The organism is Aminobacter sp. LjRoot7, from assembly GCF_964252895.1.
GTDB classification, from domain to species: Bacteria; Pseudomonadota; Alphaproteobacteria; order Rhizobiales; family Rhizobiaceae; genus Aminobacter; species Aminobacter aminovorans_B.
The window spans coordinates 117,206-138,507 of the sequence record NZ_CAXUPX020000006.1; the positions used below are offsets into that span (position 1 = coordinate 117,206).

General features: G+C 64.5%; 27 protein-coding genes. 21 read left to right on the forward strand and 6 right to left on the reverse strand.

Annotation, left to right across the window (positions count from 1 at the left end; all coding sequences use genetic code 11):
- Positions 1 to 17 precede the first annotated feature (17 nt).
- From ACSQ3E_RS17865 to lpdA, 9 genes are read left to right on the forward strand one after another with little or no spacing between them, the layout of a single operon-like run.
- On the forward strand, positions 18 to 3,008 hold the full coding sequence (locus tag ACSQ3E_RS17865; RefSeq protein ID WP_115730176.1) for a 2-oxoglutarate dehydrogenase E1 component: 2,991 nt from the start codon (positions 18 to 20) through the stop codon (positions 3,006 to 3,008).
- A gap of 22 nt (positions 3,009 to 3,030) precedes the next feature.
- The gene (odhB, locus tag ACSQ3E_RS17870; RefSeq protein ID WP_436123731.1) at positions 3,031 to 4,296 is read left to right on the forward strand and encodes a 2-oxoglutarate dehydrogenase complex dihydrolipoyllysine-residue succinyltransferase; all 1,266 of its coding nucleotides are present in this window, start codon (positions 3,031 to 3,033) and stop codon (positions 4,294 to 4,296) included.
- A 9-nt stretch (positions 4,297 to 4,305) separates the two neighbouring features.
- Positions 4,306 to 4,896: a hypothetical protein gene (locus ACSQ3E_RS17875; RefSeq protein ID WP_436123732.1), complete on the forward strand. Its 591-nt coding sequence runs from the start codon at positions 4,306 to 4,308 to the stop codon at positions 4,894 to 4,896.
- A gap of 5 nt (positions 4,897 to 4,901) precedes the next feature.
- Positions 4,902 to 5,321, forward strand: coding sequence for an MAPEG family protein (locus ACSQ3E_RS17880; RefSeq protein WP_436123733.1), 420 nt, complete (start codon positions 4,902 to 4,904; stop codon positions 5,319 to 5,321).
- A 36-nt stretch (positions 5,322 to 5,357) separates the two neighbouring features.
- Positions 5,358 to 5,807, forward strand: a complete 450-nt coding sequence (locus ACSQ3E_RS17885; protein ID WP_436123734.1) for a VOC family protein — start codon at positions 5,358 to 5,360, stop codon at positions 5,805 to 5,807.
- Positions 5,804 to 6,448 (forward strand): LysE family transporter, encoded by a 645-nt coding sequence (locus ACSQ3E_RS17890; protein ID WP_436123735.1) that lies wholly within the window; start codon positions 5,804 to 5,806, stop codon positions 6,446 to 6,448. The genes ACSQ3E_RS17885 and ACSQ3E_RS17890 overlap by 4 nt, the downstream gene beginning before the upstream one ends.
- Entirely contained in the window at positions 6,448 to 6,942 is a 495-nt protein-coding gene (locus ACSQ3E_RS17895; protein WP_436123736.1) for a hypothetical protein, read from the forward strand. The genes ACSQ3E_RS17890 and ACSQ3E_RS17895 overlap by 1 nt, the downstream gene beginning before the upstream one ends.
- Entirely contained in the window at positions 6,939 to 7,694 is a 756-nt protein-coding gene (locus ACSQ3E_RS17900; RefSeq protein WP_436123737.1) for an SDR family oxidoreductase, read from the forward strand. The genes ACSQ3E_RS17895 and ACSQ3E_RS17900 overlap by 4 nt, the downstream gene beginning before the upstream one ends.
- A gap of 26 nt (positions 7,695 to 7,720) precedes the next feature.
- Positions 7,721 to 9,127, forward strand: a complete 1,407-nt coding sequence (lpdA, locus tag ACSQ3E_RS17905) for a dihydrolipoyl dehydrogenase (protein ID WP_436123738.1) — start codon at positions 7,721 to 7,723, stop codon at positions 9,125 to 9,127.
- Positions 9,128 to 9,219: 92 nt separating this feature from the next.
- Here lpdA and ACSQ3E_RS17910 read toward each other — a convergent pair whose 3' ends face one another.
- Entirely contained in the window at positions 9,220 to 9,528 is a 309-nt protein-coding gene (locus ACSQ3E_RS17910) for a hypothetical protein (protein WP_436123739.1), read from the reverse strand.
- 232 nt (positions 9,529 to 9,760) lie between these two features.
- Between ACSQ3E_RS17910 and ACSQ3E_RS17915 the strand changes: the two genes are divergently transcribed.
- Positions 9,761 to 10,234: a DUF2867 domain-containing protein gene (locus ACSQ3E_RS17915; protein ID WP_436123740.1), complete on the forward strand. Its 474-nt coding sequence runs from the start codon at positions 9,761 to 9,763 to the stop codon at positions 10,232 to 10,234.
- A gap of 9 nt (positions 10,235 to 10,243) precedes the next feature.
- On the opposite strand, the gene ACSQ3E_RS17920 is transcribed toward ACSQ3E_RS17915, so the two are convergent.
- Together ACSQ3E_RS17920 and ACSQ3E_RS17925 are read right to left on the reverse strand one after the other, a co-directional pair.
- Positions 10,244 to 11,314, reverse strand: coding sequence for a TraB/GumN family protein (locus tag ACSQ3E_RS17920; protein WP_436123741.1), 1,071 nt, complete (start codon positions 11,312 to 11,314; stop codon positions 10,244 to 10,246).
- A 123-nt stretch (positions 11,315 to 11,437) separates the two neighbouring features.
- On the reverse strand, positions 11,438 to 12,376 hold the full coding sequence (locus tag ACSQ3E_RS17925) for a tyrosine recombinase XerC (protein WP_436123742.1): 939 nt from the start codon (positions 12,374 to 12,376) through the stop codon (positions 11,438 to 11,440).
- 69 nt (positions 12,377 to 12,445) lie between these two features.
- On the opposite strand from ACSQ3E_RS17925, the gene rimM reads away from it, so the two are divergent.
- Together rimM and trmD are read left to right on the forward strand one after the other, a co-directional pair.
- Entirely contained in the window at positions 12,446 to 13,042 is a 597-nt protein-coding gene (gene rimM / locus ACSQ3E_RS17930) for a ribosome maturation factor RimM (RefSeq protein ID WP_436123743.1), read from the forward strand.
- Positions 13,039 to 13,737 (forward strand): tRNA (guanosine(37)-N1)-methyltransferase TrmD, encoded by a 699-nt coding sequence (gene trmD / locus ACSQ3E_RS17935; protein WP_436123888.1) that lies wholly within the window; start codon positions 13,039 to 13,041, stop codon positions 13,735 to 13,737. Before rimM ends, trmD begins: the two co-directional genes overlap by 4 nt.
- Before the next feature lie 108 nt (positions 13,738 to 13,845).
- Here the strand turns inward: trmD and ACSQ3E_RS17940 are convergent, their stop codons facing one another.
- Positions 13,846 to 14,601, reverse strand: a complete 756-nt coding sequence (locus ACSQ3E_RS17940) for a sulfite exporter TauE/SafE family protein (protein WP_436123744.1) — start codon at positions 14,599 to 14,601, stop codon at positions 13,846 to 13,848.
- A gap of 357 nt (positions 14,602 to 14,958) precedes the next feature.
- Between ACSQ3E_RS17940 and rplS the strand changes: the two genes are divergently transcribed.
- From rplS to ACSQ3E_RS17955, 3 genes are all read left to right on the forward strand, one after another.
- A complete protein-coding gene (gene rplS / locus ACSQ3E_RS17945) occupies positions 14,959 to 15,495 on the forward strand; it encodes a 50S ribosomal protein L19 (protein ID WP_310326357.1) in 537 nt (178 codons plus the stop codon).
- 67 nt (positions 15,496 to 15,562) lie between these two features.
- Positions 15,563 to 16,081 carry an N-acetyltransferase family protein gene (locus ACSQ3E_RS17950; RefSeq protein WP_436123745.1) on the forward strand — a complete coding sequence of 173 codons (519 nt, stop codon included), beginning with the start codon at positions 15,563 to 15,565 and terminating at the stop codon, positions 16,079 to 16,081.
- Positions 16,082 to 16,238: 157 nt separating this feature from the next.
- Entirely contained in the window at positions 16,239 to 17,036 is a 798-nt protein-coding gene (locus ACSQ3E_RS17955; protein ID WP_436123746.1) for a basic amino acid ABC transporter substrate-binding protein, read from the forward strand.
- Positions 17,037 to 17,088: 52 nt separating this feature from the next.
- Here the strand turns inward: ACSQ3E_RS17955 and ACSQ3E_RS17960 are convergent, their stop codons facing one another.
- Complete coding sequence (locus tag ACSQ3E_RS17960) at positions 17,089 to 17,472, reverse strand: YybH family protein (protein ID WP_436123747.1); 384 nt, start codon at positions 17,470 to 17,472, stop codon at positions 17,089 to 17,091.
- A 76-nt stretch (positions 17,473 to 17,548) separates the two neighbouring features.
- Here ACSQ3E_RS17960 and ACSQ3E_RS17965 point away from each other — a divergent pair, with 76 nt between their 5' ends.
- The 6 genes from ACSQ3E_RS17965 (at position 17,549) to ACSQ3E_RS17990 (ending at position 20,803) form a co-directional block, all read left to right on the forward strand.
- Positions 17,549 to 17,908 (forward strand): winged helix-turn-helix transcriptional regulator, encoded by a 360-nt coding sequence (locus tag ACSQ3E_RS17965; protein ID WP_436123748.1) that lies wholly within the window; start codon positions 17,549 to 17,551, stop codon positions 17,906 to 17,908.
- A complete protein-coding gene (locus tag ACSQ3E_RS17970) occupies positions 17,905 to 18,714 on the forward strand; it encodes an amino acid ABC transporter permease (RefSeq protein ID WP_310326343.1) in 810 nt (269 codons plus the stop codon). The genes ACSQ3E_RS17965 and ACSQ3E_RS17970 overlap by 4 nt, the downstream gene beginning before the upstream one ends.
- Complete coding sequence (locus ACSQ3E_RS17975; protein WP_436123749.1) at positions 18,711 to 19,346, forward strand: class I SAM-dependent DNA methyltransferase; 636 nt, start codon at positions 18,711 to 18,713, stop codon at positions 19,344 to 19,346. Before ACSQ3E_RS17970 ends, ACSQ3E_RS17975 begins: the two co-directional genes overlap by 4 nt.
- A gap of 75 nt (positions 19,347 to 19,421) precedes the next feature.
- The gene (locus tag ACSQ3E_RS17980) at positions 19,422 to 19,751 is read left to right on the forward strand and encodes a DUF3817 domain-containing protein (protein WP_436123750.1); all 330 of its coding nucleotides are present in this window, start codon (positions 19,422 to 19,424) and stop codon (positions 19,749 to 19,751) included.
- Positions 19,748 to 20,164: a CopD family protein gene (locus tag ACSQ3E_RS17985; RefSeq protein WP_436123751.1), complete on the forward strand. Its 417-nt coding sequence runs from the start codon at positions 19,748 to 19,750 to the stop codon at positions 20,162 to 20,164. Before ACSQ3E_RS17980 ends, ACSQ3E_RS17985 begins: the two co-directional genes overlap by 4 nt.
- Before the next feature lie 93 nt (positions 20,165 to 20,257).
- A complete protein-coding gene (locus ACSQ3E_RS17990) occupies positions 20,258 to 20,803 on the forward strand; it encodes an MgtC/SapB family protein (protein WP_436123752.1) in 546 nt (181 codons plus the stop codon).
- Here the strand turns inward: ACSQ3E_RS17990 and ACSQ3E_RS17995 are convergent, their stop codons facing one another.
- Positions 20,804 to 21,280 carry a MarR family winged helix-turn-helix transcriptional regulator gene (locus ACSQ3E_RS17995; protein WP_436123753.1) on the reverse strand — a complete coding sequence of 159 codons (477 nt, stop codon included), beginning with the start codon at positions 21,278 to 21,280 and terminating at the stop codon, positions 20,804 to 20,806.
- Between the last annotated feature and the right edge of the window lie 22 nt (positions 21,281 to 21,302).

Here is a 21,302-nt window from a genome sequence, read left to right on the forward strand (position 1 = left end):
GGCTCCGCAGGACAAAGATGGCACGATCCGATCAGGCCAACGACCAATTTTCCCTCACCTCGTTCCTCTATGGCGGCAATGCTGACTATATCGAGGCGCTGCACGCCGCCTATCTCGACGACCCTGAAGCGGTCGACCAGGAATGGCGCGACTTCTTCGGCGCGTTGAAGGACGACGCCGGCGACATCCGCAAGAACGCCAAGGGCGCTTCGTGGTCGACGCCGAGCTGGCCGCTGCAGGCCAATGGCGAACTGGTTTCCGCGCTCGACGGCAACTGGGGCATGGTCGAGAAGCTGATCGAGAAGAAGGTCAAGGACAAGGCTGTCGCCGTGACCGGCACCGAGCCGTCCAAGGCCGACGTGCTGCAGGCGACGCGCGACTCGGTGCGCGCCATCATGATGATCCGCGCCTACCGCATGCGCGGCCACCTGCATGCCAATCTCGACCCACTCGGCATCGCCAAGCCGCTCGAGGACTATAACGAGCTGTCGCCGGAAGCTTATGGCTTCACCGCCGCCGACTACGACCGGCCGATCTTCATCGACCATGTGCTGGGCCTCGAATACGCGACCATCCGCGAGATGCTCGAGATCCTCAAGCGCACCTATTGCTCGACGCTCGGCGTCGAGTTCATGCACATCTCCGACCCCGAGGAAAAGGCCTGGATCCAGGCCCGCATCGAGGGCCCGGACAAGGCGATCGAATTCACGCCCGAGGGCAAGAAGGCGATCCTGTCGAAGCTGATCGAGGCCGAGGGCTTCGAGCAGTTCATCGACGTCAAGTACAAGGGCACCAAGCGCTTCGGCCTCGACGGCGGCGAGTCGCTGATCCCCGCACTCGAGCAGATCGTCAAGCGCGGCGGCTCGCTCGGCCTCAAGGAAGTCGTGCTCGGCATGGCCCACCGCGGCCGCCTCAACGTCTTGACCAACGTCATGGCCAAGCCGCATCGCGCGGTGTTCCACGAGTTCAAGGGCGGCTCCTACGCGCCTGACGACGTCGAGGGTTCGGGCGACGTGAAGTACCACCTCGGTGCCTCGTCGGACCGCGAGTTCGACGGCAACAAGGTCCACCTGTCCTTGACCGCCAACCCCTCGCATCTCGAGATCGTCGATCCGGTCGTGATGGGCAAGGCACGCGCCAAGCAGGACCAGCTGTTCGGCCGCGCCCGCGGCGAGATCGTGCCGCAGGAAGAGCGCGCCAAGGTGATGCCGCTGCTGCTGCACGGTGATGCCGCATTCGCCGGCCAGGGCGTGATCGCCGAAATCCTCGGCCTGTCGGGCCTGCGCGGCCATCGCGTTGCCGGCACGCTGCACTTCATCATCAACAACCAGATCGGCTTCACGACGAACCCGCGCTTCTCGCGCTCGTCGCCCTATCCGTCCGACGTTGCCAAGATGATCGAGGCGCCGATCTTCCATGTGAACGGCGACGATCCGGAAGCTGTCGTGTTCGCGGCGAAGGTCGCGACCGAGTTCCGCATGAAGTTCCACAAGCCTGTCGTCGTGGACATGTTCTGCTACCGCCGCTTCGGCCACAACGAAGGCGACGAGCCTGCGTTCACGCAGCCGATCATGTACCGCAACATCCGCACCCATAAGACCACGGTGCAGACCTATGCCGACAAGCTGATGGCCGAAGGCCTGATGAACCAGGCCGAGGTCGACAAGATGCGTGCCGACTGGCGCGGCTTCCTCGAAGCCGAGTTCGAGGCGGGCCAAGCCTACAAGCCAAACAAGGCCGACTGGCTTGATGGCGCGTGGTCGGGCATGCGCACGGCCGACAACCAGGACGAACAGCGCCGCGGCAAGACCGCAGTGCCGGTCAAGACGTTGAAGGAAATCGGCAAGAAGCTGACCGAAGTGCCGAAGGACTTCGAAGTCCACCGCACCATTGGCCGCTTCCTCGAAAACCGCCGCCAGGCGATCGAATCGGGCGAAGGCATCGACTGGGCAACGGCAGAATCGCTGGCGTTCGGCTCGATCCTGCTCGACGGCAATCCGATCCGCCTGTCGGGTCAGGATTCCGAGCGCGGCACGTTCTCGCAGCGCCACACCGTGCTCTACGATCAGCGCGATGAAAACCGCTATATCCCACTCAACAACCTGTCGGCGGCACAGGCCGGTTACGAGGTCATCAACTCGATGCTCTCGGAAGAGGCCGTGCTTGGCTTCGAATATGGCTACTCGCTCGCCGAGCCCAAGGCGCTGACGCTCTGGGAAGCGCAGTTCGGCGATTTCGCCAACGGCGCGCAGGTGGTGTTCGACCAGTTCATCTCGTCGGGCGAACGCAAGTGGCTGCGCATGTCGGGCCTCGTCTGCCTTCTGCCGCATGGCTATGAGGGCCAGGGTCCGGAGCATTCGTCGGCTCGCCTCGAACGCTTCCTGCAGCTCTGCGCCGAAGACAACATGCAGGTGGCCAACGTCACGACGCCGGCCAACTACTTCCACATCCTGCGCCGGCAGCTGAAGCGTGACTTCCGCAAGCCGCTGATCCTGATGACGCCGAAGTCGCTGCTGCGCCACAAGCGCGCCGTGTCTTCGCTGTCGGAGATCTCGGGCGAGAGCTCGTTCCACCGCCTGCTGTGGGACGACGCCCAGTATCTCGGCAACGAGCCGATCAAGCTGGTCAAGGACTCGAAGATCCGCCGCGTCGTGCTGTGCACCGGCAAGGTCTATTACGACCTGTACGAGGAGCGCGAGAAGCGCGGCATCGACGACATCTACCTGTTGCGCGTCGAGCAGCTCTATCCGTTCCCGGCCAAGGCGCTGATCACCGAGCTCAGCCGCTTCCGCAACGCGGAAATGGTGTGGTGCCAGGAAGAGCCCAAGAACATGGGCGCGTGGTCGTTCATCGACCCGTATCTGGAATGGGTGCTCGCCCATATCGACGCCAAGCACCAGCGCGTGCGCTACACCGGCCGTCCGGCCGCCGCCTCTCCGGCGACGGGCCTGATGTCCAAGCACCTGGCGCAGCTCCAGGCATTCCTCGACGACGCCCTCGGCGAATAAACAAAGAACGGACAGGCAAAAAATGGCTACCGAAATCCGTGTCCCTACCCTCGGCGAATCCGTTTCCGAGGCAACCATCGGCAAGTGGTTCAAGAAGGCCGGCGACGTGATCGCCGTTGACGAGCCCTTGGTCGAGCTCGAAACCGACAAGGTCACCATCGAAGTGCCAGCACCTGCCGCCGGCGTGCTGGTCGAGCTGACCGTCAAGGAAGGCGAGACTGTCGGCGTTGGCGCGCTGCTCGGCACCATTGGTGCCGGCGATGGCGCCGTGGCCGCGGCCAAGCCAGCTGCCGTTGCCCAGGCGTCCGCGCCGAGCGCGGCATCGACCGTCAAGGAAGCTGTCGCGCAGACCGCATCGGTTGCCGGCTCGCCGCCCATCGAAGAGCGCAAGATGCCGCCGGCACCGGCTGCCGCCAAGCTTCTGGCCGAGACCAACCTGTCGGTCGACCAGGTCGCCGGTTCGGGCAAGCGTGGCCAGGTGCTGAAGGGCGACGTGCTTGAAGCCATCGCCAAGGGCGTTTCGGCGCCTGCGGCTGCTCCGGCCGCTGCACCGGTGGTGGCACGCGTTCCCTCGTCGACCGAAGACGCCCCGCGTGAAGAGCGCGTGCGCATGACCAAGCTGCGCCAGACGATCGCGCGCCGCCTCAAGGAAGCGCAGTCGACGGCTGCCATGCTGACCACCTTCAACGAGGTCGACATGAGCGCCGTCATGGCGCTGCGCACCAAGTACAAGGACATCTTCGAGAAGAAGCATGGCGTGAAGCTCGGCTTCATGGGCTTCTTCACCAAGGCAGTGACGCATGCGCTGAAGGAAATCCCGGCCGTTAACGCCGAGATCGACGGCACCGACATCATCTACAAGAACTTCGCCCATGTCGGCGTTGCCGTCGGCACCGAAAAGGGCCTGGTGGTTCCGGTCGTGCGCGATGCCGACCAGATGTCGATCGCCGAGATCGAGAAGGAAATCGGCCGCCTCGGCCTCGCCGCGCGCGATGGCAAGCTGTCGGTCGCCGACATGCAGGGCGGCACCTTCACCATCTCCAACGGCGGCGTCTACGGCTCGCTGATGTCGACGCCGATCCTGAACGCACCGCAGTCGGGCATCCTCGGCATGCACAAGATCCAGGACCGCCCGGTCGTTGTCGGCGGCCAGATCGTCATCCGTCCGATGATGTATCTCGCGCTGTCCTACGATCACCGCATCGTCGACGGCAAGGAAGCCGTGACCTTCCTGGTCCGCGTCAAGGACAGCCTGGAAGATCCGGAGCGCCTGGTTCTGGACCTCTAGGAAGGCGGAGTGGGCGCGCACGTCGATCCGATCGATCTTGTCGAACTCCTGAGGACCGGACGATCCGGTCCTGTTGAGTTCGGCAAAAACGATCGTCAGGTCATTCGTGATTTGATCGACGCTGATGATTTGCGCGCCGACAACCACTTTGCGCATAATGACATCAGCTCACCGTGGTGCATCTGCGGTGACAATTGCGAGTTCTTTTTCAGCCCGGACTTTCGGCTCAGGCACATCAAACTCATTCCGCGCATGAATATGGGCGGGTTTGGAGGATTGATGATGACCTGGCTTGGAGGGCTATCGCTGAACCTCGGTCGGCATCCGGCGACGCTTGCCGGAAGCCAGCCGATCGAGGTCCATTCCCTCCCGAGAGCACTGAGATTTTTCCACAAAGCGGGCCTGACGGGCCCTATCGGTGGTGGCGAAGAACGGGATGTGTCGATTACGTTGTCGAACGGAAGCCGTGAGCTCGAACTGAGATACGAACTCCAGACGGTTCCTGTCAGCGGAGATACGAATGTGGTCTTTGAGATAGACTATTTCCTGGCAGCCGTCTGGATAGTCGACAACAGCCTCGTTGATCATGAGGCGGACTGACAACGATGGCGTTCGAAACGGCAGCAGCATCGACGGAAATCTGGGTTCTGGGCTGGAGCGTCGTGCTGCTGATCGCGCACATACTGGTGCAGGCGCTTTCGCTCGACTTGTCGGGCGATTTCAGCATCAAGTACCTGCTCAGTTCGCGCGACGACGGCCGCGCGCCAAAAAACATCGTTGCGGGGCGGCTGCTTCGGTCGCTCAACAACATGCTGGAGACCTATCCCGCCTTCGTCGCGCTTGCGCTGGCGCTGGCGGTGACAGGCAAGACGGGCGAACTGGGTGCCACCGGCGCCGTGATGTGGATACTCGCGCGCGTTGTCTATGCCTTCCTGTACGTCGCCGGGGTTCCGGTGTTGCGTACACTCGTCTGGTTCGTTTCCATCGCCGGGCTGGTCCTGATGGTCGTGCGCCTGATGACGTAACATCGCTGCCTGAAGAAACCGAAACGAGACGGTCGCATGGCTTTCGAACCCGACATTCCCCCGATCCAGGTCCATCTCTGCGTCAAGCAGGGCAAGGAGGCGATCGCCTTCTACGAAAAGGCGTTCGACGCCGTTGAGACCTTCGAGCAGATGGCTGATGACGGGGTGCGCGTGCTGCATGCCAACCTCGCCATGTTCGGCAGCGAGGTGATGCTGCATGACGAGTTTCCCGAATTTGGCGGCGACGTGCTGTCGCCTTTGAGCCGTGGCGGCGCCAGCATGACCGTCAACATCAATCTGAAGCTGCCCGGCCAGGTCGACCAGGCGGTCGAGCGCGCGGTGGCGGCCGGCGCGAAGGCTGTGATGGAGCCCGACGACATGTTCTGGGGCGCTCGCTACGCCAAGATCCAGGACCCGTTCGGCCATGTCTGGGCGTTCAATGCGCCCTTGGGCAATGCATCGCTGGCTGGGAGTGACAAGCCATGACGCAATACGCGTTCGAATTTGCCGGCCTGCTGGCCGTGTTCTCGGTGCTGATGGTGGTGCCGGGCGCCGATTTCGTCATGGTGGTGCGGCAGAGCATCGTCCATGGCCGCCGCGCTGCCATCATCACCAGCTTCGGCATCGGCGTGTCGTTGCTGTTCCATGTCAGCTACACCATCCTCGGCATCGGGCTGATCGTGTCGAAGTCGCTGCTGCTGTTTTCGCTGATCAAATGGGCGGGTGCCGTCTATCTGCTCTATCTCGGCATCATGGCGCTGCGTGCCGGGCCGATGGACATGGCACCGGTCGAGGCGCAGCCGGGTGTCGGCGAGGCCAAGGAAGTCTCGGCCGTGCGCTGCTTCCTGACAGGCTTCGTCACCAACGCGCTCAACCCCAAGGCGGTGCTGTTCTTCCTGCCGCTGTTCACGGCGATGGTCAGCCACGAGACGCCGGCCGCGGTGAAGGGTGTCTACGGGCTTTTGATGGCGGTGGTCCTGATTACCTGGTTCGTCGGCGTGTCGATGTTCTTCACCATGGCCTCGGTGCGCGAGCGCTTTGTCGCCTGGGGCCGCTGGTTCAACAAGGTGACCGGCATGATCTTCATCGGGCTTGGCATCAAGCTCGCGACGGTGCAGGCCGGCTGATGCGGATAGCTGCGCTGGTCACGGCTTTGGCGATGCTGTCGGCGACGACGGCCCATGCCGCGTGCCCGATCGAGCTCGCCGTCTATGGCGATCGCGACGGCGCCGCCGAGATCGATTTCCGGCCGACGCTGGAATCGGCAACCGTGACCAACAGCTTCAAGATGGTGATGGACAATTCCATCGTGCTCGATGGCGTGGTGATGTGGTCGCAGGACGTGGCGCGGCCGAACGGCATGCTGATGCACCAGTGCCCCGAGGGCGACGTGACCGGCGAGGAGATCGAGGCCTGCACGGTGTGGCAGGGCGTGATCTACAGCGTCGACGAGCAGGGCAATGTCGGGCTTTTGCCGCGCGAGCGCATCGCTGCGGCGGCGCCCAAGAAGCTTATCTTCTCCGATCTCGGCCATGGGCTGAGGTCGTCCGCAGCCTATGGTCCTGACGGCTTTTCCAAAGTGCCGTGGGACGTGTTCGAGCTGAAGGGGTGCCAGGAATGAGCGCTCAAGGAAAAGTACTCTTGGTGACCGGAGGCAGCCGCGGCATAGGTGCCGCAATCTGCCGGCTGGCGGTAGCGGCCGGCTACCGCGTGGCGTTCAGCTACGTGTCCAACGATGCCGCGGCCAATACGCTGGTGGCGGAACTGAAGGCCGCTGGTGGCGAGGCAATCGCCATCAAAGGCGATGTCGGTAGCGAGGCCGATGTGCTGGCCATGTTCGCCCAGGTCGACCAGACCTATGGCCGGCTCGATGCCTTCGTCAACAATGCCGGCATTGTCGACATGAAGGCGCGCGTCGACGAGATGAGCGTCGCCCGGCTCGAGCGCATGATGCGCATCAACGTTGTCGGCTCGATCCTGTGCGCCCGCGAGGCGGTGAAGCGCATGTCGAGCCTGCATGGCGGGAAGGGCGGCGCGATCGTCAACATCTCCTCGGCGGCGGCTTCGATCGGTTCGCCCGGAGAATATGTCGACTATGCCGCCTCCAAGGGCGCGATCGACACATTGACCATCGGGCTTGCCAAGGAAGTCGCGACCGAGGGCGTGCGCGTCAATGCGGTGCGGCCCGGCATCATCGACACGGAAATCCACGCGTCGGGCGGTCAGCCCGATCGGATCGCCGCCATTCGCGGGCTCGTGCCGATGAAACGCGAAGGCAAGGCGGAAGAAGTTGCCCGTGCCGTCATCTGGCTTTTGTCGGATGAGGCATCATATACGACGGGCTCGATTTTGAACGTGAGCGGCGGTCGCTGACCGCCCCAGGCAAGAAGGAAAGAACAATGGCATATGACGTCGTCGTAATCGGCTCGGGCCCAGGCGGCTATGTGTGCGCCATCAAGGCAGCACAGCTCGGATTGAAGGTCGCCGTGGTCGAGAAGAACGCGACCTTCGGCGGCACCTGCCTGAACATAGGCTGCATCCCCTCCAAGGCGCTGCTGCATGCGTCGGAAATGCTGGCCGAGGCACAGCATTCCTTCGACGCACTCGGCGTCGAGGTCGGCACGCCGAAGATGAACCTGAAGAAGATGATGGCGCACAAGGACGCGACCGTCGCCGCCAACGTCAACGGCGTGTCGTTCCTGTTCAAGAAGAACAAGATCGAAAGCTTCCAGGGCACCGGCAAGGTGCTGGGCGCCGGCAAGGTCGGCGTCGTGGGCGCCGACGGCAAGACCCAGGAACTCGAGACCAAGAACATCGTCATTGCCACCGGCTCCGACGTCGCCGGCATTCCGGGCGTCAATGTCGAGTTCGACGAGAAGGTGATCATCTCCTCGACCGGCGGCCTGCTGTTGGAGAAGGTGCCGGGTCATCTGGTGGTTGTCGGCGGCGGCGTCATCGGCCTCGAGCTCGGCTCGGTGTGGGCGCGTCTCGGCGCCAAGGTGACCGTCGTCGAGTATCTCGACACCATCTTGGGCGGCATGGACGGCGATGTTGCCAAGCAGTTCCAGCGCATGCTGGCCAAGCAGGGCTTCGAGTTCAAGCTCGGCTCCAAGGTGACGGGCGTCGCCAAGGCCAAGAAGGGTGCGACTGTGACCTTCGAGCCGGTCAAGGGTGGAGCTGCGGAAACGATCGAGGCCGATGTCGTGCTGGTTGCGACCGGCCGCCGGCCCTACACCGACGGCCTCGGCCTCAAGGAGGCCGGCGTCGAGATGGACGAGCGCGGCCGGGTCAAGACCGACGGCCACCTGCGCACCAACGTCGCCGGCATCTATGCCATCGGCGACGTGGTCGTCGGCCCGATGCTGGCGCACAAGGCCGAGGACGAAGGTGTTGCGGTCGCCGAGATCATCGCCGGCCAGGCCGGCCACGTGAACTATGACGTCATCCCGGGCGTGGTCTACACCAGCCCCGAGGTCGCTTCGGTCGGCAAGACCGAGGAAGAGCTGAAGAAGGCGGGCATCGCCTACAAGGCCGGCAAGTTCCCGTTCACGGCCAACGGCCGTGCCCGCGCCATGCTGCACACCGACGGCTTCGTCAAGGTGCTGGCCGACAAGGATACGGACAAGGTGCTGGGCGTGCACATCGTCGGCTTCGGCGCCGGCGAGATGATCCACGAGGCGGCGGTGCTGATGGAGTTCGGCGGCTCGTCGGAAGACCTCGGCCGCACCTGCCATGCGCATCCGACGATGTCGGAAGCGGTGAAGGAGGCGGCACTCGCCACCTTCTTCAAGCCGATCCACATGTAATCAGGCGGGACCGGCTCGGTCCTGAGTTCGTTTCGATCAAAAGTGAAACGGCCCGCTTGATGAGCGGGCCGTTTGCATTTCAGCTGGTGCCTTTAGCCACCGGAAGGTGCCGGTGCCGGAGCCGTGGTGCCGCCGCCCGAAGGCGCGGGTTCGGCCGGAGCCGGAGCGGCCGGTGCGGGCGCAGGCTCGGCAGGTGCCGGCGCGGGAGCCGGTTCAGCAGGCGCAGGCGCCATCGTACCCGACGGTGCCGGGGCAGCAGGTTCGGCCGGAGCAGGCGCCGGGGCCGTGGCTGCCGGCGGTTCGGCTGGTGCGGGGGCTTCGGCGGTCTTGGGACCGAAAATGTAATAGGCCACCGCTGCGAGCAGCACGACGATGATGGCTATCAGCCACGTGCTGCCCATGCTCGACTGGCCGGATGGGCGTCCTGGATCTGGATTGTTCACCATTGAGATCTCCCTCAGCTGCGCTCCGCAATCGTTGCGTGAACATAGCAATCAACGCGCGAAAGGCATTTCGGTTTCACTTTGGCGTGAAATTTTCGAAACGAACGTTCCAGAGGCGGCGTTTCGCCACGCTTCAAAGGCGATGAAAGAGGGGTAGGCTCGGTTAAGTTGCAGCAAGCCGAGGTCTGTCATGCCCGTGTTGCCTGTCCTGCCCAATGCCAAGCAAATTCTGCCCGGCGCGAGTTTCACTGACAGATTTGCCGTGGTGGTGCATGGCCAGCGCCTCGATGTCGGGGCTGCGGCCGAGCGGGTGTTCCGCCATCGGCCGAGCTGGATCGGTGCGCTGATGGCGCTGCGCAACCTGCTGGTCAGACCGTTTGGGCTGAAGACGCGCGACGAGGACCTTGCCCCGGAGCTTGAGCGTAAGGGGATGTTCCCGGTGCTCAGCCAGTCGCAATCCCAGATGGTGCTTGGGCTGGACGACCTTCATCTCGATTTCCGCCTGCTTGTCGAGCTGAAGGAGCTAGGCGGGGGCCGGCAGGAGGTGAGCGCCACGACGCTGGTCAAGCCGCACAACTGGCTCGGCCGGACCTATCTCGCCATTGTCCTGCCGTTCCACAAGATCATCGTTCCGGCCATGCTGGCACGGGTCGCCAAGCCGTAGAGGCAGATGTCAGCGGTCGGCCACCGTCACAGTGTAGCCGGCCTTGCGGAACAGCTCGACAAGCCCGTCGGGGCCGGGCAGGTGCAGCGCGCCGACGGCCATGAAGGCGTCGCCCGGGCCGACGAGCGGCTCGGCGCGCTCGACCATGGTCTTGTTGCGCGTCGTCACCATCGCTTCCTCAAAGGCGGCGTAGCTGGTTTCGTCGCCGGCAGCACTTGGCAGCGCGTTGCGGAACAGCGGCCAGAACATGCCGGTGTCGCCGCGCTGGTAGAGCACGACCATCGTTTCAATGACGTCGTCCATGCGGTCGCCGAGCTTGAGGGTCTCGACGAGACCCTTGATGTGGAATTCGAGCGGCAGCGAAGCCATCGCCGAGAGCTGGTCGGCAGCACTTTCGAGGCCCTTGACCTCCTTGCCGGCCGCCTTGGCCTGCTGGGCGAGCAGGATGTCGAGTATCGGCGCGCCGCCCGACTTGCGGGCCAGCTCGCAGGCCGGCAATGCGACCATCGCCGACAGCATCCACGGCTTCATCTTGGTGACGCTTGCCGGCGGTATGCCGCGCGCTTCGAGCGCCGCGTTGACGATCTTGGCGTCCTCCGGCGACAGCAGCGATGGCAGCGTCGTCGCATCGGTGAACATCATCAGTTCAGGCTGCCTCATCAGGCCGGCGACCATTGCCTGCTGGTCGAGCACATCGGTGGTTTCGATGACCAGTGTGTGCGAACCGTCGAAGGCCTTTTGCGCCGCCGGCTCAAGCACTGTGACGCGCGGATCGGTGACATGCATTGTGCCGTAGAGCCAGGACGGCTTCTGGCCTGGCTTTTCCAGCTTCCACAGCAGGCCCTCGCCGTTGAACGTTTTCTTGGCCTCGGCCTCGATCTTGGCGAGCAGTGCCGGGTCGTTCTTCTGCAGTTCGGCCAGCATGTCCGAGCCGGTGCAAACAGGTGCTGCAGCATGGGCCTTGCCGGCGAGCAGGAAGGCGATGGCAAAGAACAGGATGAAAAACAGCACGTTGAGCGCTGCAAGCAGCTTCAGCGACAACAAAGAGGCGCGATCGGCAATGGCAGCGAGACGTGTCATGGCATTTGTGTAGCGGCCAAAAGCGGCAAAACGGTTAATGCCGTGGTGACAATTGTCGGGCTGCAGGAGCTGATCCTGGTGAAGCGCCTCCTCGGAAATCGGGTTCGATTTCGAGGCCAAGCGTCAGGCGCGCGGGTGAGCCGCCTCGTAGATCTCGAGCAGACGCGCGGTGTCGACACCGGTGTAGATCTGGGTCGTCGACAGGCTGGCGTGGCCGAGCAGCTCCTGGATAGTTCTGAGGTCGCCGCCACGGCCGAGCAGGTGGGTGGCGAAGGAATGGCGCAGCGCATGGGGCGTCGCCGTGTCGGGCAGGTTGAGCGCCGAGCGCATCTTGCGCATCTCGCGCTGGATGATTGCCGGATCGAGCTGGCCGCCGCGCGCGCCGCGGAACAGCGCGCCGTCGGGCCCGAGATGGTAGGGGCAGAGCTTGCGGTATTCGGCGACCGCCTGGAGCGCAACCGGCAGCACCGGCACGAGACGGGTCTTGCCGCCCTTGCCCGCCACGCGCAGCACGGTGTCGGCTGGCGAAGCCAGTTCCGCGCCGGACAGGTTGAGCGCTTCGGAAATGCGCAGGCCGGAGCCATAGAGCAACGTCAGCACGGCGGCGTTCCGGGCGGCGATCCATGGTTCTTCTGCGAGCTGTTCGCCCGCCGAAACAACACGCTTGGCATCGATCGCCGTCAGTGGCTTGGGCAGCGATTTCGGCTGCTTTGGCGCCCGCAGTGCGGCTGAGCCAGCGGCATTGACCAGGCCCTGGCGTTCGAGAAAGCGCAGCAGTGAGCGCACGCCGGCAAGGCCGCGCCCGAGCGTGCGGGCACCGGCGCCGTCGGCACGGCGAGAGGCGAGGAAGCCGCGCAGATCGGCCGGGCGCAGGTCCTTGATGTTGGAGATGCCGGGCGGGCCGCCATTGTGGCCTGTGAGGAATTGCAGGAACTGGCGCGTGTCGCGCTCATAGGCATCGACGGTCGCGGCAGAGAGGCGGCGCTCGCCGGCAAGCGCCTTCAGCCAGCCCTCGCGGGCCGATTGCAGGTCGGGTTTTGCGGCGATGAGGAATTCCTGCATTGGCAGCGGGCGTCCGATTGGAATATGGCAGTGTTGAACGCGTGAAGTTGACAAGCAGTGAAGCAGGCGATGGCCAAACCCCAAAATCCTATCCAGATGGCCGTGATCGGCGCCGCCCACGGCATCAAGGGCGAATTGCGCGTCAAAACCTTTACCGGCGACCCGCTGGCTTTGGCCGATTACGGGCCGCTCTATGCCAAGGACGGCCGCGCCTTCGAGATCGCCACGATCCGGCCGGCCAACGAAGTGGTGGTCGTGCGCTTCAAGGGCGTGGCCGACCGCAACGCCGCCGAGGCGCTGACCGGCACGGAGCTGTTCGTCGACCGTTCGGCGCTGCCCGACGATGGCGATGAGGGCGAGTTTTATCACGCCGACCTCGTCGGGCTTCAGGTGCGCGACGAAACCGGCGCGCCGGTGGGCAAGGTGTTTGCCGTGCAGAATTATGGCGGCGGCGACATCCTTGAGATTCAGTATCAGGGCCGCAAGGGCGTGCTGATCCCGTTCACCCAGGCCGCGGTGCCTGTTGTCGACGTTGCCGGCGGCTTCGTAACCATCGACACGGTGGCGGCCGGGCTGGTTGATGACGAGGACGACGAAAACGCGCCCTCCGATGGCGAGTTCGACAAGCGCCCGCGCGGCCCGAAGGATGCCGGGGGCAATCGCTGATGTTCCGAGCAACCGTGCTCACGCTTTACCCGGAGATGTTTCCGGGCGCGCTGGGGGTGTCCCTGGCCGGGCGGGCGATGGAGCGCGGCGACTGGGCACTGGAAGCGGTGCAGATCCGCGACTTCGCCACCGACAGGCACCGGACCGTGGACGATTCTCCGGCCGGCGGCGGCGCCGGCATGGTGCTGCGGGCCGACATCATAGCCAAGGCGATCGACAGTGCTTCGTCCGAGGGGGACGAACGTCCGCGCATCCTGATGAGCCCGCGCGGCAGGCCTTTGACGCAGGAGCGCGTGCGCGAACTGGCCGCCGGGCCTGGTGCTGTGATCCTGTGCGGCCGCTTCGAGGGCGTCGACCAGCGCGTGATCGATGCGCGCGAGTTGGAAGAGATTTCCGTCGGCGACTTCATCCTCTCGGGCGGCGAGCCGGCAGCACTGGTGCTGCTCGATGCGGTTGTGCGGCTGCTGCCCGGCGTGATGGGCAACGACGTGTCGGGCGACGAAGAGAGTTTTGAGGGCGGGCTGCTCGAGCACCCGCACTATACGCGGCCGCAGGAGTTCGAGGGCCGCGCCATCCCCGAGGTGCTGACCTCGGGCAACCATGGCAAGATCGCCAAATGGCGGCGGGCGGAAGCGGAAAAGCTGACCAAGGAGCGGCGGCCGGATCTTTGGGCCGGGCGGGTGGAGAAGAAGTAGGGCGGATTTCGGCTGCCGCGCAGGTGGGGGCGGTTCCCCCTCTCCGCCTTGCTATGCTCGGCACCTCTCCCCAGAGGGACGAGGAACCCAATCCTACGAGGTCGCGGTCTACCCCTTCGTGAAGTAGTAACCCGCCAGGAACAGCCCGACCGCGACGACGAAGGCGCGGACAACGCTTTGCGGCACACGGCGGGCGGTCCAGACGCCGGCGTAGCCGCCAAGCGCGACGCCGGGCACCATGATCGCGGCATGGGTCCAGGCGACGACGCCGCCCGAGGCGAAGATGATGATGGCAACCGCTGCGATGACGATGGAGAGCATGTTCTTCAGCGCGTTGAGGCGGTGGTAGTCGCCGCCTTCGGTGAGGCCGAGGGTGGCGAGCATCATCACGCCCATGCCCGCGCCGAAGAAACCGCCATAGATCGAGGTGAAGAACTGGACGATGCGGCCGGCGAGCGAGGCCGGCGCATCAGGGGCGCGCTCGGCGAGCTTTTTCGGGCGCAGCCAGGGGCCGGCGGCGAACAGCGCGGTGGCGGCAAGAAGCAGCCAGGGGACGAGGGCGCCGAAGGCGACATTGTCGAGGGAGAGCAGGATCAGCGCGCCGGCCAGCGCGCCAATGGCCGAGATGACGGCGAAGGCGATGGCGCCGCGCCACATCAGGCGGATGTCGGCGATGTAGGCCCAGGTCGAGGTGATGTAGCCGGGGAACTGGGCGATCGACGAGGTGGCGTTGGCCGAAATCGGCGGTACGCCGAGCATGGTCATGGCGCCGAAGGTGAGGAAGGTGCCACCGCCGGCGATGGCGTTGACGACGCCCGACAGGAAGCCGGCGAGAAAGAGGATGCCTATTGTGATCAGGGACACGGACCGGCTGCCTTGCTGCTATGTTAGTCCGGTCTGTAGGAAGCGCGGACGAACGATGCAAGCCATGGCTTGCCGATGGCGGCGGCATGGTCCAATGTCGCTGAAGCGGTCACAATGCTCGGGCCGCACGCCTTGGCTGCAAAAAAGAAGCGGCAAAGGCGTGACAAATGGCCGAAATAGCGCTATGTGCCCGCCCGAACCGGACGAATAATCGACCGGACCCGTCAACAGTGACGGTGTAGTCGCCCCTGCCAGAAGGCCCGCGAGGGAAGAAGGCATACCCAAGCGGTCATTTGGAACTGCAAGGCGAGCGTTGGGCGCTCTGGCTGTCGGAAGAACAAGAAGTGGATTTTTGAGATGGATATCATCCGCCAGCTCGAGGCCGAACAGGCCGCCAAGATCGAAGCCAAGCGCACCCTGCCTGAATTCCAGCCGGGCGATACCGTCCGCGTCCAGGTGCGCGTCACCGAAGGCACGCGTACCCGCGTCCAGGCCTATGAAGGCGTCGTCATCGCCCGCGCCGGCTCGGGCTTCCAGGAAAACTTCACCGTCCGCAAGATCTCCTACGGCGAAGGCGTGGAACGCGTGTTCCCGGTCTACTCGCCGATGATCGAGGGCGTCGAGATCGTCCGTCGCGGCAAGGTGCGTCGCGCCAAGCTGTACTACCTGCGCGATCGTCGCGGTAAGTCGGCTCGTATCGTCGAGAACACCGGCGTCCGCGCCCGCAAGCTGAACGATGCCGAGCGCGCTGCTCTGGTCGCCGAGAAGGCCCGTATCGAAGCCGAAAAGATTGCCGCAGCCCAGGCGCTGGCCGCCGAGAAGGCCGCTCAGGAAGCCGCCGAGAAGAAGGCAGCAGCCGAGGCCGCCAAGGCAGCTGAAGCCGCCGCCGAGTAATCGCCGGCGCTACCGGATTTCGAAAGGGCGGCCTTGTGCCGCCCTTTTTCGTTTTTGGGGGGGATGGATGGTGATCGGAAAAGACTTCGTCGTCCGCAGGCTGGTGCCGGGCGAAGGTGCGGCGCTGAGGCGCCTGCGCATGGCGGCGCTCGAAAAAGCGCCGCTCGCCTTCAGTTCGAGCCCGGAGGACGAGGCGCATCTGACTGACGCCGATTTCGAGGCGCGCATAGGCCTTGCCGAACCCGATGCCGTCTATGGCGTGTTTGGCGACAGCGAGTTCGTCGGCGTTGCGACCTTCATCGGCGAAAAGCGGCGGAAGACACGGCACAAGGGCGCGATGTTTGGGGTCTATGTCGATCCAGCCTGGCGCGGCACCGGTGCCGCCCGGGCGCTGGTGCAGCAGGTCATCGATCATGCGACCGAACGCGGTCTGGCGCTGCATGCCCATGTCATCGCCGACAATGTGCCGGCGCTCCGGCTCTATCTCGGCCTTGGATTCGTCAGCTACGGCGTCGAGCCGCGGGCGCTGCTGGTCGACGGGGTGTTCCATGATGAGCATTTGCTGATCTATCAGCCGGGCGGCTGAGGCCAGGATTTGTTTCGCAAACACGCCAAAAGCGAAACAGATACAGTGTATTCGGCTGTGCCAGCGCATCGTCCATGCTTGCAAGCACGCTTGGGACGGCTAAAGTCTGGCGCAAATCGACCGGCGCCGCCGGTCTTGTGTTTTCGGGGAACGCATCATGTCTCATTTCAAACTGTCGCTGGCCGGCGCGCTGGCTGTCGTGCTTCTGCCATTGGCTGCCATGGCCCAGAGCCTGCCTGATCTCGGCGGCAAGTCGGTCGTGGTGGTGACCGAGAACGCCTATCCGCCGCTGCAGTTCATCGATCCCAAGACCGGCAAGCAGATCGGCTGGGAATATGACGCCATGGACGAGATCGCCAAGCGGCTGAACTTCAAGATCGAGTACCAGAACACCAGCTGGGACGCGATGATCCAGGCAGTGTCGGACGGCCAGTACCAGGTCGGCATGACCGGCATCACCATCAAGGACGAGCGCAAGGAGAAGGTCGATTTCTCCGATCCTTACATGCGTTCGCAGCAGTTCATGCTGGTGCGTGCCGACGAGAGCCGCTTCACCGACGCCAAGAGCTTCGGCGCGCTCAAGGACGGCCTGATCGCGGCGCAGCCGGGCACCTCGCCTTTCTACACCGCCGTCTACGAGATCCTCGACGGCAACGAGCAGAACCCGCGTATCAAGCTGTTCGAGACCTTCGGCGCCACGGTGCAGGCACTCAAGGCCGGCGACGTCGACCTGGTGCTGACCGACAGCGTCGCTGCGCAAGGGTATGTCGACGCCTCGGAAGGCAAGCTCAAGGTGGTGGGCGAGCCGCTGGGCAGCGAGGATTTCGGCTTCATCTTCAAGAAGGGCTCTGACCTTGTCGCGCCGATCAACCAGGCGATCGCGGCGCTGAAGGCGGACGGCACCTTCGACAAGCTGAACAAGAAGTGGTTCCTCGACTACAAGATGGGCCAGTGATTGCGCTGCCGTCTCCGCTTCCTGGCGGAGACGGCACGCTGCAGCGTCGGGCCTAGGCTCCGTAGCGGCTGGCGCCGGCGTGATCGATGACATAGAGCCACGTGCCGTCGGCCTGCCTGCGCACGATCTCGGCGGTGAAGCCGGAGTAGAGGGTAAAGCCTTCCTCATTGATGATTGCGAAATCGGCGCGCAGCAGCGCCAGGTCGCCATGCTCGACGCAGAAGGTGTTGTGCGACGTCATCGTGCCCGGAATGCGCACCAGCCTTTCAAGCTCCCCGGCAATCGCCGCCTTGCCGGCAAAGCCGGAACCGTTGGTATCAACCAGCAGGCGGGCATCTTCCTCGTAGAGCGCCAGCAGAGCCCCGACATCGCCGCTGTTGCGGATGGCGGCAAAGGTTTCGTTCATGTCGGCTGGCCGGTAGACTTTCAATGACATTGGCTTTCTCCTGTTTCGGCGACCAGAACATGCCGTTTCAGAACTATCCAAACGGGTACCCCGAATGAGTGCAGAGATGACCGCGACCAGCGAGCGCGAGGTGCCGGTGCCACGGCGGCCGGAGGTGTGCCCGGTAGAGGACTGGCTTTCCTTTCTCGGTCACCGCTGGAACGCGCTGGTGTTGTGGCAGTTGTCGGTGGGGCAGAAGCGGCATGGCGAGCTTGTGGCGCGACTGCCCGGCATCACCGCCAAGGTGCTGTCGGAGCGGCTGGACGGTTTGTTGCGGCGCGGGCTTATCGAGCGCGACGAGACCGCCGCCTTTCCGCGCGGCGTGGTCTATGCGCTGACGGCGGGCGGCCGTAGGGTGGTTGCCCTGCTCGACCAGTTCGAGACGCTGCCGCATTCCTTTGCCGGGCCACGGCAGGACGCGGCATGAGCCAGTACCGGGTCAAGAAGGACGATTTCCCGTGGTGGCTGGTGGCCGCTGTGGCGATCGGTGTTGTTTCCGCAGTCACGATCGCGGCCAGCGACGTCTACGGCCAGATCCTGTCGACGCTGGTCAAAGGGCTTTGGGTGACGCTTTTCGTCACCATCGTCGCTTTCGCCATGGCCTCGGCATTGGGCCTGTTCATCGCCTTGCTCGGGTTGTCGAACTCCAAGGTGCTGCGCCAGGTCTCGCGCTTCTATGTCGAGATCATCCGCGGGCTGCCGATCCTTGTGCTGCTGTTCTGGATCGCCTTCGTCGGCGCGCCGGCATTCGTGGCGGCATGGAACTGGGTGACCATTCCGCTGCAGTCGGCTGGGCTGGTCGAGCCGATGCAGGTGCGCGACTTCTCGCTGCTGTGGCGGGCGATCATCGCGCTGACGGTCGCCTACTCGTCCTTCATCGCCGAGATTTTCCGCGCCGGCATCCAGGCCGTCGACATCGGCCAGATCGAGGCGGCGAAGGCGCTGGGGCTGTCGCGCTACCAGCGCTTCCGGCTGATCGTCTGGCCTCAGGCCTTCAGGACCATCCTGCCGCCCTATGGCAACGACTTCATCGCCATGGTGAAGGACTCTTCGTTGGTCTCGGTGCTCGGCGTCGCCGACATAACCCAGATGGCCAAGGTCTATGCCTCAGGCTCGTTCCGTTTCTTCGAGACCTATTCCATCGTAGCCTATGTCTACCTGCTTCTGACCGTCGGGCTGTCGCTCAGCCTGAGGGCGCTGGAGCGGCGGATGCGGAGGGACGTCACGCCATGACCGGAGATGCCGACAAGACCGCGCTCGACATGGTCTATGCGGCACAGACGGAGACGGAACTGGCCACGGCCTATGCGGCTTGGGCGAATGGCTACGACACCGAGACGGCAGCACTCGGCTACTGCCTGCCCTTCGTGATCTCGGCATGGGTGGCGCGGCACGTGCCCAAGGGCGAAGGACCGTTGCTCGACGCCGGCTGTGGCACCGGGCTGTCGGGGCCGTATCTGCAGGCGCTCGGCTATGACGACCTCGAGGGGCTCGACCTTTCCGACGAAATGCTCGGCCTGGCGCGGGCGCGTGGCGGCTACAGGGCGCTGACAAGGGCGGCACTGGGCGGGTCGCTGCCATGGGCCGATGGGCATTTCGCCGCCGTCTTCTCGACGGGGGTATTCACGGCAGGCCACGCGCCAGCATCCAGCCTGGACGAACTGGTCCGGATCACGCGGTCTGATGGTTTCGTCATCTTCACCGTGCGCGACGTGGTGCTGGAGGCAGGCGGTTTCCGCGCGAAGTTCGCCGAGCTGGAAGCGAAGGGAAGATGGCGTGCGGTCGAGGAAAGCCCTGCTTTCCGGGCCTTTGCGGTGGCCGAGCCGGATGTGCTGGTCAAGGCGTATATATTCAGGGTTGTCTGATATGTCGCGCGTCATTCGGCCTCTGCGACCGGATGGACGATTGCCCGCAGCGCTGCCGCGAACAAATCTCGCGGCATGGAAACCATTCGCAAGACCCTCGCCAATCCACTCTCGCGCCTGCGCCTCGCAGGCCTGTTCGAAGGCAGCACCCTGCTTTTCCTGGTGCTGATCGCCGTGCCGATGAAACATCTGGCCGGCTATCCCGCAATCGCCAGCGCGGCCGGGCCGGTCCATGGCCTCGCCTTCGTGTTCTACGTCGTTTGCCTGGTCGACAATTTTTCCGGCGGCGGCTGGTCGCCCAGGGGGATGCTGCGCACCGGCCTGGCCTGCCTCGTGCCGTTCGGCACCTTCATCAATGACCGCTACCTCGCCGCCAGGGCGGCCAACCAGACGGCAGGCCTATGAGCTATCTCGTCATCAAGTCGCTGCATGTCGTGGCGATGGTGGTCTGGATGTCGGGCATGATCTTCGTGCCGCTGACCCTGTCGCGCATGGCGGCGGCCGGTGGCGTCGATTCGCGGCAGGCGGCACAATTGCGCGCCGGTTTCTCGATGCTGTCGACGCCGGCGATGATGCTCGTCTGGGCTCTGGGGCTCTATCTCGCTTATGACCTCGGTTCTTTCGGCGACGCCTGGCTGCATGCCAAGCTCACGCTCGTCGTGGCGATGTCGGGCCTGCATGGCGTGCTGTCGGGACAGTTACGCCAACTCGCCGGCGCCAGGCTGGCGAAGCCGGCTGCCATCGTTCTGAAGCTGCATTGGCTGGTCGGTCTGCTGTTGCTCGGCATTGTCGGGCTCGTGATCGTCAAGCCGTTCTGAGCAAGATGGCCCCGTTTAGGGGCTCATTCAGGCTGGCGCGGCGGAACCAGCCTTGCCATGGCGCGTTGGGGGCCGAACCATCATGAGGGCCCCATGGAACAACTCGTCGAGGAATTCGGCCATCCGACCTACACCTCGTTTCCCGTCATCGTCGCGCGCATGTTGCTGGCAGCCGCCTTCGGCGCGGCCATCGGTTTCGAACGCGAATGGCGCAACCGGCCGGCAGGCCTGAGGACACATATCCTCATTTGCGTGGCAGCGGCGACCTTCGCGCTGCTGACCATCGAGATCGTGCATGCGCCGATGTTTGGACCCGATGTTCTCAAGGACGGCGCCAAGGTCGACCCGATCCGCGTGGTCGAGGCCGTCACGGCAGGTGTCGCCTTCCTTGCCGCCGGCGTGGTGTTTTTCAGCAGGGGCGAGGTGCAGGGGCTGACGACGGGCGCCGGCATGTGGCTGGCGGGCGCCATCGGCCTCGCCGCCGGGCTCGGGCTCTGGCAGATCGCGGCGTTCGTCACCTTGCTTGCGCTTTGCGTGCTCGGTCTGCTGCACAGGTTCGAGGTCAAGTTCGATCTCAGCGAGGACAAGCGTGACGAGAGGCCCGGGGCGCGCAAGCCGGTCAAGGGCAAGGCCGGCTAATCAGCCTTCGGAATCGGCGCCCGGCCGGGCTGGCACATCGTCGCGCACCTTTTCGAACAGCTGGCGGAGCGACTGGCGCAGCGCCTCCATCTCTTGCGGGCTGGTGAGTTCGGCCCAGCGTTCGTCGACCTTGCGCCCGGTGGCGGATGCGATGGGGCGCACCGCCTTGCCGCGTTCGGTGAGGAAGACGAGGCGGCCGCGGCGGTCGTTGGGATCGGGCCGGCGCTCGACATAACCAAGCTTCTCCAGCTCCTCGACGGCCTGAGTCATCGTCTGCTTGCGGACATGGGCGAGCTTGGTCAGTTCGCTGACCTGGATGCCTTCCGATGGGGTGAAGGTGAAGACGTTGGCATGCGGCGGGCGGATGTCGCCGAAGCCGGCGGCGTCGAGGGCGGTGTCGACAGCCTGGGTCCAATGCTGGTGGACGAGGCGCAGCAACAGGCCGAGCGGCGGATTTTCCGGAATCGTCTCTTTCAAGATAGACAGGTACCTGACTAAT